Raw genomic sequence first — 13715 nt, forward strand, 5'->3', positions numbered from 1 at the left:
GCCAGCGGCGCGGCAGGCCTGAAAACTGGTGAAAACACCCGTACCCGGCGACCCAGTCGCAGGGTACGAATGTCACCGTCGCGCATGATCCACGTTGAGTACAATCGACATCGAAGTCTGGTCGATCGAACAACGGGGGTTGCGATGGGGTCGACAAGCACAGGCAGGTTGCGGGTTCCCGCGGCGAACCTGCATTTCGAGCTTCGCGGCAGCGGGCCGATACTGCTGCCGGTCCACGGCTCGATCGCCGACAGCGGCATCTTCGGGCCGTTGGCCGGTCTGCCGGCAGATTGAATGGAACGGCGGCTACGCGTCCGCGAGCAGTTGGAAGCCGGCTCTGGCGGCGCCGATCAGGCCGGCTGAGGTGCCCAGGGCCGACTGGTGCACCTTGATCCGGCGCACGAACTCGAGGGCCGTGCGCGCCGCCAGACAGCGGCGCAACGGCCCGAGCAGGATCTCACCGGCCTGAGACACACCTCCCCCGACCACCACGTCATCGAGGTCGCACAACGCGGCTGCGGCCGCGATGCCCAGCGAAAGAGCCTCGGCCGCCTGCCCGAACGCGGCGAGCGCGAGCGGCCGGCCGCTTCGCGCTTCGACGGCCAGCTGCCGGGCCTCGTGCCCAGGCCAACCCATCCCCCGCGCCCAGCGCACCATGGAGGGCCCGCTGGCCAGCATCTCGACACAACCGCGGGCGCCGCACGGGCACAGCTGCCCGAGCGGGTCGGCGCACATGTGCCCGAGGTGGCCTGCGTTTCCGGTCGGTCCGGCGAACGGGCGTCCGTCGAAGACGAAGCCGCCGCCGACACCGGTGGAGACGACCACGCCGAGCATCGCGCCGCTGCCGGTCGCGGCCCCGCGCCACTGCTCTCCCACGGCCGCCGCCAGCGCGTCGCCGAGCAGGACGGAGGGCATCGATCCGGTGACTTCGCCGACCTGCTCGAGCACCGGGTAGGAACGCCAGGCCGGGATGTTGACCGGGCTGATGGTTCCCTGGCGCGGGTCGAGCGGGCCGGCACTGGCGACCGCGGCCACGACAGGCCTGTCGGCACCGGCCAGGAGGGGGCGGATCAGGCCGATCAGAGCGTCGCCGGCCTGTTCGGCGACGGTGGTCTTCGGGGTGGGGACCTCGTTTCGGCGCAGCACCTGCCCCTCGGAATCGACAAGCGCGGCGGCCAGTTTCGTGCCGCCGATGTCCACGGCCAGCGCCGCACCACCCGATCGCACCGACACCCCTGCCCCTCGCTTATCGATGGCGCGATCCGCCGACGAGCCCCGGGCGGGAGTAAGGGCACTGCAGCACCGACGAGACAGCCCGTCGTCCTTCCTCACCCGCCATCGCGCGCTCTCCTGCTCTGACCGCGTCCGGCCGCGGGTGCGGCGCAGCTCCTCACACGAACGGATGTGCGTGATCATGACTATGACAACGTTGTCACTCGGACGCTCAAAATCTGACACAGCGTGGAGCCGCTGTCAAGCCTTCCCCGGCTGCGCCATGGCGCCTCAGGTGCGCCGTGTCGTGACCCTGATGCGCTCGCCGCCTTTTCGGCGAGAGATCGAGGTCTGATCTTGAAGAAACTTCCGCAAGTTTCGCCGCGGTACTTGACGCTGCGTCAGATCGGTATTTTCATCTCTCTCAGCTTCACCGTATGACAACGTTGTCTGATCGGCTGCACAGCGATCTCTTCGTGATCGACCCGCAGGGCCGCGGCGCCTCGGCGCCATCGGTGCCCCCGCGTCACCGCGTCACCGCAACTCCCACCTGTTCTTCCTTCCGGTGCGCCCCGGGCGGAAGACGGACGGCCGCCGGAGAGCCGGCCGAACCGCGGAGCGGCGATGACAACGTTGTCATACGGCTCGGCCTCACGCTTCACCCGATCCCACCACCGAACGGAATGGAAACTCGATGAGATCAGTTCCCTGGGGCCTTGTGCCCCGCCGCCTACGCGCGGGCAAGACCTTGCGGGTCACCGTGGTCGCCGCGCTGGTCAGCGCGGCGGCGTGCCTGCCCGCGCTCACGCCCTCGGCGCAGGCCGCCGCCCTCGTGTCGAATCCGGCATCGCTGGTTAACCCGTTCATCGGCACCACCAACGGCGGCAACGACTTCCCCGGCGCCGACGCGCCGTTCGGCATGGTCCAGTGGTCCCCGGACACCACGTCCTCGCCCGCCGGCGGCGGCTACTCGTACAACGATTCCTCGATCACCGGGTTCAGCCTCACCCATATCTCAGGACCCGGATGCGGTGCGGGCGGGGACATCCCGATCCTGCCCACCACCGGCGCGATCAACGGCTCGGCGACCGACGCGTTCTCCCACAGCAACGAGTCGGCCAGCGCGGGCCTGTACTCGGTGACGCTCGGCAACGGGGTCGGGGTGAAGCTGACGGCCACGCCGCGCACCGGCCTGGGCCAGTTCACCTTCCCGTCCACGACGCAGGCGAACCTGCTGTTCAAGATGAACTCGAGTCAGAACGGCACGTCCAACCAGCACTTCACCGTCGTCTCGAACACCGAGGTGACCGGCCAGGTCACCGACGGGCACTTCTGCGGCGCCGGCAACACCTACACCGTGTACTTCGACATGAAGTTCAACACCCCGTTCAGCTCCTCCGGGACCTTCTCCGGCGGCGACTACCTCACGTTCAACACCACGAGCACCGCGACGGTGTTGGCCAAGGTCGGCCTGTCCTACGTGTCGGTCGCCAACGCGACGGGCAACCTGACGGCCGAGGACTCGGGGTTCAACTTCGCCACGACGCAGGCTGCCGCGCAGTCCTCCTGGAACTCGACGCTCGGCAAGATCCAGATAGCCGGTGGCACCGCGGCGCAGCAAACGGTCTTCTACAGCGCGCTGTACCACGCGTTGCTGCACCCGAACATCATCAGCGACACCAACGGCCAGTACTTCGGCTTCGACGGCAAGACCCACACTGTCGACTCCGGGCACAGCGCCGCATACGCGAACTACTCCGGTTGGGACATCTACCGCTCACAAGCGCAGCTCGAAGCGCTGGTAGCGCCGTCCGTCGCGTCCGACACGGCGCAGTCGATGATCGACGACTACTCCCAGACCGGTCAATTCCCCAAGTGGTCGGAGGACAACGGGGAGAGCTACGTGATGGTCGGCGACCCGGCCGACGAGATCCTGGCCGACTACTACGCCTTCGGCGCCCGCAGCTTCGACACGGCCACCGCCCTGACCGACATGGTCGCCGAGGCTAAGAACACGAACAACAACCGGCCCGGCCTGAACTACATCACCGGCAGCCCCGGATATCTGCCCTCTGACGGAAGCTACGGCTGCTGCAACTTCTACGGCCCTTCCTCCACGCAGCTCGAGTACGACAGCGCCGACTACGCGATCGCGTCCTTCGCCCAGCAGCTGGGCAACACGGCCGACTACACGACCTTCGCCACCCGGGCGCAGAACTGGCAGAGCATCTTCAACCCGGCGTCCGGCTTCATGCAGCCGAAGCTGCTCAACGGCTCCTGGAGCCCCGTGTTCGACGCGACCAGCGGCACCGACTTCGTCGAAGGCACCTCGTGGCAGTACACCGGCATGGTCCCGTTCAACATCGCCGGCCTCGCCCAGGCCGACGGCGGTAACGCGCACTACAACAGCAGCTACCTGAACCAGGTGCTCGCCGGCTTCGGCGGCGCCAACGGTTCCCAGGCGGACCTGGGCAACGAGCCGAGCCTGGAGCTGCCCTGGGAGTACGACTACACCGGCGAGCCGTACCAGACCCAGCACGTGGTGCGCGAGGTCCAGGACCAGATCTGGACGAACACGCCCGGCGGCCTGGCCGGCAACGACGACCTCGGCGAGATGAGCTCGTGGTTCGTCTGGTCCGCACTCGGCATGTACCCGGAGACCCCGGGCACCTCGGCGCTGGCCCTGGGCAGCTCGCTCTTCACCCAGTCCGTCGTCACCCTGCCCAGCGGCAACACCCTGACGATCAACGGCACGAACGCCGCCGACAACGCCCCGTACGTGCAGTCCGCGACCTGGAACGGCGCCGCGTGGAACAACGCTTACGCGCCCACCTCCGCGATCACCGCCGGCGGAACCTTCACGGACGTCCTCGGTACGAGCGCGAACACCGGGTGGGCCGCCGCCGCCAACGAGGCCCCGCCGTCCGACAGCACCGGCTCGCGGATCGCGGTCACCTCCACCAGCCCGGCGTCCGGACTGGTCATCGCCCCGGGGGCGACCGGCACCGGCGCCGTGGACGCGACCAACCTCACCGGCTCCGCGATCACGGTCACCTGGACCGCCAGCGCCCCGAGCGGCGTCGCGATCAGCCCGACCAGCGGTTCGTTCAGCGTGCCGGCCGACTCCGCCGGCAGCCAGTCGGTCACCGTCACCGCCGGGCAGACCGAAGGCAGCTATCCGATCACCTTCACCCTCGCCTCCGGCGGCACCAGCCTGCCCGCGGCGAGCTTGAACGTGGCCGTGGCCAAGGCCGGCGAGCTCCCGCCGTACTACACCAACGCCGGCATCTCCGCCGACACGAACCAGAGCGCGGCGAACTACGACGGCGCCGGCTACAGCTACTCGGCGACGGCGCTCGGCAACGCCGGCCTGAAGCCGGGCGGCACCGTCACCTCCGACGGCGTGAGCTACACCTGGCCCTCCGCGGCCGCGGGTCAGCTCGACAACATCGAGGCCTCCGGCCAGAAGATCGCCGAACCGGACATCTCCGGCGCGACCAAGATCGGCCTACTGGGCAGCGCGACCAACGCGGGCAGTGGCGGCTCCACCGGAACCCTCACGGTGACTTACACCGACGGCACCACGCAGCAGATCTCGGTGGACTTCGGCGACTGGACGCTGGGCGCCGGCGCGTACACGGCACCGTCCTCGGACCAGACCGTCGCCACCACGACCTACCGCAACGCCGGTGGCTCCTCCCAGACGGTCAACACCTATGTGTTCGCCACGGACGCCGCTCTCACCAGCGGCAAGACCGGCGGCAGCGTCACGCTGCCGACCGCCGGCGGCGGTGACTTCCACGTGTTCGCCATCGGGTTCGCCGGCGGCTCCGGAAGCACGCCGCCGCCGACCGGGTCGACCGGCCCGATCGTCTCGGGCGTCTCGAGCAGCCTGTGCGTGGACGATAACGGCGGATCGACGACCAACGGCAGCCACGTCCAGATCTGGACCTGCAACGGCACCGCCGCCCAGCAGTGGACGGTGGAGTCGAACGGAACCCTCCAGGTGCTCGGCGGCTGTCTCGACGCCAGCAACTCCGGCACCACCAACGGCACCGTGGTCCAGTACTGGACCTGCAACGGCACCGGCGCCCAGCAGTGGACCGAGGGAGCCAACGGCTCCCTCATCAACACGAACTCAGGGCTCTGCCTTGATGACCCGGGCTCCAGCACCACGGCCGGCACGCAACTCCAGCTGTACACCTGCAACGGCACCAATGCGCAGAACTGGACCCTGCCGTAACGGTAGGTCCGCGTCCGACGAGTGGTCGGCAGCGGTGACTCCGGCCCCGGTGCACAAGCACCGGGGCCGGAGCCTTGAACGCACAGTTGCCGACCGCTTGTCAGTTGCTTGTCAGCAGATACCGCACTGTGGACACGTTCGAGCTCGCTCAGCCGAAGTGCCAGCTGGCGGAGTGGTGCGAGGCTGCCGCGATGATGACGACGAACAGCACGATGTCGACGATGCCGAGGATCACGGCAGCCAGCGCCATCCCGCGGTGCCCGGCGCCGTGGTTGGCGTTGCGCAGTCCGACGCCGCCGAAAATGAGGGCGAGCGGACCGAGGATGAAGTCGAACAGGAACACCCCGATGATGCCGCACACGAGTCCCGCCACGGCCAGGCCGTTGCCTCCGGTACGGGTGACGGGCGCATTCCCGGTGTAGGGCGAAGCCATCGTCGTTCCTCCGTTTCTCCGGACGGTTGCAGGAGGAACGAGTGCCCGACGCTCACGGATCCATGCGTGCCCTGCGACCTCGGTACCGTCCGTCGCGGCTGCTGGACCGCTCATGTTCCGAGCCTTCGGCGCGGGCCTGACCCCCGATCAGCGGCAGCGATAGAGCGGGGCGGTCTCCTGCTCGACCGCGCCGTAGTCGGATCCCGGCACGAGCTGACAGGTCCGGACGACCTCGGCCGCGATACGGGAGACGTCGGTGGCCGCGACCGACTGGCCGGAGGCGGCCGGCTTCGCACCGGAGGTCGCCGCCGTGCCCGAGCGCGCGCTGCGGCCGGTGAGCAGGACGTAGTGCAGTCGACCGTCGGCGACGAATGCGGAGAACTGCTGCGGCTGAGGGAAGTTCGCCGCTCCGGAGAACCCTCCCATCGGCAGCACGGACGCGCCCACGGACAGGATGTAGGGCGTGGCCATGGTCCACGACTGTGTCGCCATCAGGTAGCTTGCGCCGTCCTGATGGACCTTCAGGTAGCCGAGCAGCCTCTGCTCGGCCGCATCGAGCGTCGCCGGCGGGCTGGCCGGGTTGTACGCGTTCGCCCCGGAACCGCGCGCGCGCGATCCCGGCGCCGACGCTGCGGTCTTCGCGTGCGTTCGTGCCGTCCGGGCCATGTCTGCTGTGCTCTCGCCGGTTTTGCCCGTGCCGGCGAAAGCAGCGGTGCTGCCGGCGAGGAGGCTGGCGGAGCCGTCGACGTAGCCGCCCGCACTGGCGTTGATCGGGGTTCCGGCGTGGGCGGAGTCGAAGACGGAGAGCGACCAGACTGCCGGGACTGCCAGCATCAGAGCACAGGAGGCGGCCGCGGTCCACGCGGTGACGCCCGCCCCGCTCGTGACCCTCCGGCGCACCACGACGGTTGCTGCGACGACGGTGGCGGCGGACGCCGCGAGCGGCAGTGCGATTCCGGGCGCGAATCTCGGGAAGTCGGAGCTCAGCCGCACCGCCCAGGCCAGGGTGACCGCGGTCAGCGCGGGCAGGAACAGCCGGTGTGCCCACGAGTCGGCGCAGCGATACCACGCGATCGCACGCACCAGCGCATACGCGGAGAGTGCGGCCAGCGGCGGGGCAAGCGCGACCAGGTACGTCGAGTGCGGCACACTGCCGGCCGAGAGCGCGAGTCCGAGGGTCAGCAGCCAGCCGGTCCACATCAGAGCCCCGGCACGCACGGGTTCGGTACGCCCCCGGCCGCGCCGCCACAGGCCCAGCAGCGCCCCGGCCACGGCCACCGGGTAGAGCCAGCCGACCTGCGAGGCGAATCCGTGCTCGAACAGCTTGAACCAGCCGCTCGGGCCCGATCCGCCGAGGTCGGAGCTCTGCGCCGTGGTGACGCTGCCGAGGCCCGCGGCGGAGCCCTCGAGCCCGCCGAAACGGGCGAGTCCGTTGTAGCCGAAGACCATCGCGAACGCGCTGTTGTTCGTCGAACCGTCGATGTATGGCCGGTCCGCGCCCGGGGTGAGGGTCACGATGACCACCCACGACAGCGAGACGGCCAGACACGTGGCGCCGGCCGCCAGAGTGTGCCACACCCTGGTGCGCAGCCGGGGCGGCGCCGCGACGAGGTAGGCGAGGGCGAAGGCGGGCAGCACCGCCCAGGACTGCAGCATCTTGGCCTGGAACGCGAGGCCCACGCAGAGCCCGCACAGCATCAGCCAGCGCAGCCGCCCGGCCTCCATCGCGCGCTGCCAGGCCGCGGCGGCGAGCACGAGCAGGCAGGTGAGCGCCGCGTCCTCGATCACCTTGCCGAACAGCGACGCGGCTACCGGGGTGAGAGCGAAGACGCCGGCCGCGATCAGCCCGGCGCGCGGCCCGATCCAGCGGCGCACCGCGGTGTTGAGCGCGAGGATCGTCACCACGCCTTCCACGACCTGCGGCAGCACCAGCGCCCAGGGATGGAATCCGAAAACCAGGGCGCTGAGCGACTGCGGCCAGATGAAGCCGGGGATCTTGTCGATCGAGATCGACGCGTGCGGATCGAGCGCGCCGAACAGGAACGCGCGCCACCCGGTCGTCATCGACCGCGCGGCCATCGCGTAGAAGCCCTTGTACTCGGCGTGCGCCGCCTGCCGGCCGTACATGGCGGCGGCCAGCAGCACGATCGTGGCGAGGATGAGCCGCTCGCGCCGGTCACGCGGCCCGGGGCCCGGGGTAGGCAGCAGACCTGCGCGGCCGTCAGGGATCGACGTCTCGGCCGTTGCCGTGCCGCTCCCTGCGGACGGCGACGCGGTGTGCGACACGCTCACTCCCTTCACCCAGACCGTCTGCACCGGCGAGAGCACGATCGGCGCGGTGAAGGGTCGTCGACTCCGCGCGCACCCGGCATCGCGGGCGCCGGCCGGTCAGCCGGCGTCCGCGGACGGCGTCTCGCCTACCAGGACTCTCATGTGTTCATCGTGAGGGAGCAGAGATAAGCCAGGCAAGCGTATTCGATTATTTCCACCTATTGGAGCAGGTGCCGCGTACCATGACTGAGTTTCAGTTCACCCATCCGGTGCAGTGATCGGACGCCCGCCGCGAGTGCGGCGGACGTCCTGGCCTAGGCGGTGCACATTCCCTGGCTCACCATCACTGCGGGAACGCCCGGCTGCGACCCTGCCGGCCGGTCAGACCCAGGTCTGACGCTGCAGCCACAGGTTCTGCGCAGTGCCGGAGCCCTGGGTGAACACGTAGAGCAGGGCTTCCTGGTTGGCGATGGCGGGGCTGACGTTGGCGGAGCCGATCACGCCGCCCAGCGACTGGAAGTCGGCGTAGGCAGCCTCGTTCTCGGCGTTCTGCACGGCCACCCACAGGGCGTTGTCGGTGCCCTTGACGAAGACGTTGACCCGTCCGTCGAGCCCGAGCGCGGCGGTGGGCCGGTCGATGATGGCTCCGCCGAGACTGGCCGGGGCGTTGAAGGAGTTGTAGTCGCCGGCCTGGCCGACGCGCCAGGCCGCGGCGTCCGAGCCGCGGTAGAGGATCTGGACGCGGGCCGCGGCGTCGAGCACGACCGACTGACGGGTGGTCACGCCGGTGGTCTGCTGGGCGTAAGCCTGCCAGGCGTCGACGCCGTTGGGGCTGCTCTGCTGGATCGTCCAGAGGCTGTTGGATCCGCCCTGGACCGCGACCACGATCCGCCCGGAGCCGTCGAGGATCGGCGAGGGCGTCGCGTAGATCGCACCGCCGAGGGAGACCGGGGCGGTGTACTGCTCGTAGTACAGGCCCGGGTTGCGCACGTACCACAGCGCGTTGTCGGTGCCGCGGAAGAAGATCTGGATCCGGCCGTCGGCGTTGAGCGCGGCGGCCGGGTCCCCGCCGGCGTTCGTCACGATCCGGGTGGGCGCGCCGAAACCGCCGTTGGGCGCGGCCTGGGTGACGACTTCGATGTCGCCGGAGGTGTTGCGGTAGAACACCCGGATCTTGCCGTCCTTGCCGAGCACCGCGTTCGGCACGCCGGCGATCGCGGCGCCGGCGATCTGCAGCCAGGAGCTCCAGGTCCGGTCGCGCTGCTCCCAGATGGTCCAGAGCGTGTTGGAGCCGCCCTGGACGAAGACCTGGACGCGGTTGTCGGCGTTGCGGACGGGGGCGGGCTCGGCGTCGATGGAGCCCTGGAGGTTGATCCAGGTGCCCCAGACGGTTCCCGGAGTGGTGGACACAGGCATGAGTGACTTCCTTTCACGCGCTGCGCACAGACTGCATTGTGCAAGTGTGCTCACATGAGTTATGCCACCCGATTGGCCCTATATGCCATGTTTTGCGTGGTATGTTATCGGAGCTTCGGGGTATGATCATTAGCCTCTCCGGCGCCGTGACCAGGCCCTACCGCCGCGCACGACACAGGGTGCCGTCGATTGGACGATGAGCGTCCGAAATCAACACCATGATCCCGGATACCTGGCATGATCCAGTCGATGGCCGGTTCGGGCGCAGAGGGACTCCGATGATGGGACGCCGCGGTGCGCGAAGGGGAGCGGTACTCACTGGCCGAACGACCGGCACTCGGCCGCAGGACCCTATTAGTCAGTGTCCGTCGGGATTTCGCTGCCCCTATCATCTTTTCTCAGATTCTCTTCGTCGCCTACGCCATAGGCCTGCCACTAGTGGTCGACACGACCGTGGCAGGCCTTGCGGCGTGCTGGTTCTCCGGCCGCCTAGGAGGTTGGCTCATCGCTCGGTACCAGCCACACAGGGCCCGAAGCGGGCTGGGCGGCGAACCGAGGAACGTCCCCGATGCGGGACCGTCAGGAAGTAGCCGAGCGGTCGATCTCGAGGACTCACGGGAGATCAACTAGGCGGCGAGCCTCCGACCTGTGCGCAGGCCAGTGATATGCGGATCCTCCGCCTCCCAAGCCGGCAGCGTACCGCCCAGATTTGGCTGCCCAAGGTCGGAGCGTCTGGTCCGGAATGGCTCTACGATTCGGCCGCTAGCTTGCGGCGCCTTGCTTCTTCGAGGTGGCTCGGGCGCGTGCTCAGCCTGAGCTGGCTACCTGCGTAGCCCGCGCCGACGACCGCGGCCACTGAACCGACTGCCGGCCAGTCCGCCGAGTCTGCGCGCCCTTCGGCGATCTCGGCGCGGTCGACCACACCGATCTCTCCGGACGAGACCTGGACCCTGAGTCCGTAGTGCATGTGGCGAACCACTGTTCCGTCAACCACAGCCCACTTTGCCAACTGTTCAGCCACGGCAACAGTCTGTCAGAGATCGACACCCGTGGGTGACACCGATGGGGCCGCCCGAAGGTATACCGGCTCGCTCACCCAGGCATGGCAGCATTCTGGCCCGGCCGTAACGTGGCCGGGCCAGGGTGGATATTCTCAGCGGGCTCCTAGCTCCATATCACATGGATGTGGTGGAGCAATGCCAGAACTCCCGTAGTCGCGAGCCCTCCAAGGATCGCATAGAAGAGCGCACCAGCACCGCTCTCGGGGTCGGGCACGTGGCGACGGCCAGGATCCGGACTCATCACGGGCATCCTTTCCATAAAGAAGGGCGCTCTTGTTAGTCGCCTGTCGTGATATTCGCGATGCCTGACTGGCGACGATATATCTGCGATCTTGAGGCCGCCATGATCTGCGCCCGGCAAGTTCTGGCACCGCCTGACTGCCGATGGCGCGACGACCCTGGCCACGCGCCGGGAGGCGCGAGCGCGCCGATACTCGTCGGCTACCTTCAAGCGCCTCGTGCCGAAAATCGGCAGTGGAGTGCCGTCACAGTCGCGGTCGCAGAGGTTAGAGTGTCTGATGTTCGACACCGTCTGACGTGGGGCGGGCTCGAAGCAACGACGGCTTCTTGTTGGCAGAGCGCCTTTTTCCGTCGGCGACGGTCTTGACTGGCCGACCGTATCTGCCGCGCCGTCATCTCGACGAGCAGAATCTTGAGTTGGGAGGCAACCTCGATGCGTGAGGGTCACGACCCAGCAAGCCTTGGGCATGGCTGGCCTGTCTGGGGTAAAGCGATCGATGATGCGCTGCGGGAACGGAATATCTCCATCAACGCCGCGGCGGATCGCGTGGGCGTGCGGAATACGACGCTGCGCAAGTGGCTCGACGGCCAGAGTCCTCCCCGTCTGGATATCCTGCCGGTGCTCAGCCAGATCACCGGACTCAGCCATGCCTACCAATTATCCTTAGGAGGAATACTCCCACCATCTCTGTCCGCTGACGCTCATATGGCGCAGGTCGCTTCGGAACTACGCACTGCCGCCGGAAAGCTTGACTACTTGGTCGCCCATGCTGCTGAACTGGCCTTCACCGATGCCGGTGGGCGACTCGCCGGGATACTGCTGGCCGAGGGGTTCGACCTCCAGACGACACTTCGGCGCGCAAACCGGGGTGGAAAGTATCCGGTTCATTTGAGCACATACATCGGTATCGACACCTACGGCGCGAGCCGGAGCTTAGCGGAAGACGAGCTCCGCCGAATAGTGACGCGGATCGTAGGTGAGGCATCCTCAAGCTTCGGCGCCCGTTGGCGCGAGCAAGATGCCCATGACTGGGAACCGCCGCGTCCCCGACTGATTCTCAATGTTCCGCAGCATGAGCGGCCGCGGCCACCTGCCGAGAACAGACTGTCGGCGACTCCGAATATTCTGATGCTGGGATGTCCGTACGCGCACGCCGAGTACATAGGCGCCTTGTTGGCCGACTCTCTGGGTTATGGCTATCACGACGTCCGGTACAGCGTCCCTCTCCCGTTGGATCGGTTGCCGGCTGATCCCATCGTGACGGACGCGCGACTCCGCTACACCAGGTCTCTGTTGAGCGATGAGCAGCAGACCGCGAAGCACGTCTGGTCCATCACCGATCATCGCGTGATACCTCACGTCATTTCTGATTTGGCCGACTCGGCGATCGGCTGTGCCGTTTACGTTCGCAGCGAGGATCAGCTTCTGAGGCGCGGTTCGAGTATATGGAACATCGATCTCGAAGAGATGATCCAACTGAGAACGCTGTTAGATGACGCAGTAGGCATGGCGACGTGGCCGGTACTGACGGTGGTCATGCCGGATGCCCTGCTACGTCCCGAAGAGGGTGGCGACATCGATCGTGACCGCATCGCAGATGTTGCCACCTTGGCTGCTGCAGACGTCTGGCGCGCTCTCGCTGCACGGGGAATGGTCCCGCGAGGGAACATGGCGCTGGGCAGCTTGCGCGGACTCTTCGATGACCGGGGTAAGCCGACGGATCTACGCTCGTCCCTCGTCGCCAGTGAGCAGCGAATGCCTCCGCGGCTCTCCAATCTGTAGCCGGCATTCCCGGGCATCAGGACCCGGGTGTCAGGACGAGGCGGCCGGCGAGCGATCGGTTCTCCATCCGCTCGTGCGCTTCGGCGGCCTGGCTGAAGCCGAGCGCCTCGACCACGGTCTCGCCCAGGCCGGCGGCGACCGCCGCCCGGGCTGCTTCGAGGGCGGGGCGCAGCACGTGCGGGTGCGAGGGCATGAACGCTCCGGCGTTGAACCCGGCGATCGTGATGCTGCCGAGCCACAGTCGGTTGTCGGAGATCGTGTGCTCCCAGTCGCCGCTCGCGTTGCCGGCGGCGATCAGCCGACCGCCCGGGCCCATCAGCTCGAGGCTGCGGGTCCGCACGTCGCCGCCGACCGGGTCGATGACCACGTCGAACTTCTCGTCACCGAACACGTCAGGAAGCTGCGTCGAGTCGACGATCCGGTCGTACGGAAGCCTCGTGCTGCCGGCCGCCTCCAGCTTGCTGGGGCGGACCGTGCCGATCACGCGCGAGGCCCCCAGCTGCTTCGCCATGCCGGGGAACGCGCTCGACAGGCCGCCGAGGGCGCCGTGCACCAGGACGCTCTCGCCCTGCTTGAGGTGCGCGACCTCGGTCAGGGCGGCGAAAGCCATCGCCGCGTTCGGGATCATCGACACCGCGATCGCCGGATCGATGTCGTGGCCCGCCAGCGAAACCACGAAGGGCGCGGCCGCGACATATACCGACGCGTAGCCACCCGTTCCGGTCTGCGACATCGCCACCACCGGCTCGCCGACCTTGAAGTCGGCCACGCCCGCACCGAGCGCGCGCACCGTTCCGGTGACCTCCAGGCCCGGGATGAAGGAGGGCTGCGGCATCCCAGGGCGGTCCTTGTAGACGCCCTGCCGGATGAACAGGTCGATCAGCCCGACCGCCGCGTGCGTGACGTCGATGGTGATCTGGCCCGGGCCCGGGCTCAGGTCGGGCAGTTCGGTGACGGTGAGCACGCTCGGGCCGCCGAACGCGGTTGCCTGGACTGCTTCCATGAGGGGATTCTTCCTTTTTACGCGGTATGCACTTCAGATAACGCACGTCGTGA

General features: G+C 68.0%; 8 protein-coding genes. 2 read left to right on the forward strand and 6 right to left on the reverse strand.

What is annotated here, in order from left to right; genetic code table 11:
- Nucleotides 1-306: 306 nt before the first annotated feature.
- Complete coding sequence (locus ACTRO_RS08275; protein WP_034262523.1) at nt 307-1233, reverse strand: ROK family protein; 927 nt, start codon at nt 1231-1233, stop codon at nt 307-309.
- 673 nt (nt 1234-1906) lie between these two features.
- On the opposite strand from ACTRO_RS08275, the gene ACTRO_RS08280 reads away from it, so the two are divergent.
- On the forward strand, nt 1907-5455 hold the full coding sequence (locus tag ACTRO_RS08280; protein WP_169739855.1) for a lectin: 3549 nt from the start codon (nt 1907-1909) through the stop codon (nt 5453-5455).
- A 148-nt stretch (nt 5456-5603) separates the two neighbouring features.
- On the opposite strand, the gene ACTRO_RS08285 is transcribed toward ACTRO_RS08280, so the two are convergent.
- The 4 genes from ACTRO_RS08285 to ACTRO_RS08300 form a co-directional block, all read right to left on the reverse strand.
- Nucleotides 5604-5888: a DUF4190 domain-containing protein gene (locus ACTRO_RS08285; RefSeq protein WP_034262526.1), complete on the reverse strand. Its 285-nt coding sequence runs from the start codon at nt 5886-5888 to the stop codon at nt 5604-5606.
- 147 nt (nt 5889-6035) lie between these two features.
- Nucleotides 6036-8174: a glycosyltransferase family 39 protein gene (locus ACTRO_RS08290; protein ID WP_157435954.1), complete on the reverse strand. Its 2139-nt coding sequence runs from the start codon at nt 8172-8174 to the stop codon at nt 6036-6038.
- A gap of 366 nt (nt 8175-8540) precedes the next feature.
- On the reverse strand, nt 8541-9575 hold the full coding sequence (locus tag ACTRO_RS08295; protein WP_034262529.1) for a DUF8189 domain-containing protein: 1035 nt from the start codon (nt 9573-9575) through the stop codon (nt 8541-8543).
- Between the two features lie 748 nt (nt 9576-10323).
- Nucleotides 10324-10596, reverse strand: a complete 273-nt coding sequence (locus ACTRO_RS08300; RefSeq protein WP_157435956.1) for a S1 domain-containing protein — start codon at nt 10594-10596, stop codon at nt 10324-10326.
- 713 nt (nt 10597-11309) lie between these two features.
- Here ACTRO_RS08300 and ACTRO_RS47055 point away from each other — a divergent pair.
- Entirely contained in the window at nt 11310-12659 is a 1350-nt protein-coding gene (locus tag ACTRO_RS47055) for a helix-turn-helix domain-containing protein (protein WP_157435958.1), read from the forward strand.
- Nucleotides 12660-12675: 16 nt separating this feature from the next.
- Here the strand turns inward: ACTRO_RS47055 and ACTRO_RS08310 are convergent, their stop codons facing one another.
- The gene (locus ACTRO_RS08310) at nt 12676-13662 is read right to left on the reverse strand and encodes a quinone oxidoreductase family protein (protein WP_034262537.1); all 987 of its coding nucleotides are present in this window, start codon (nt 13660-13662) and stop codon (nt 12676-12678) included.
- Nucleotides 13663-13715: the final 53 nt, after the last annotated feature.

Origin of the sequence: Actinospica robiniae DSM 44927 (assembly GCF_000504285.1) — a bacterium.
In the GTDB taxonomy this organism is placed as follows: Bacteria; Actinomycetota; Actinomycetes; order Streptomycetales; family Catenulisporaceae; genus Actinospica; species Actinospica robiniae.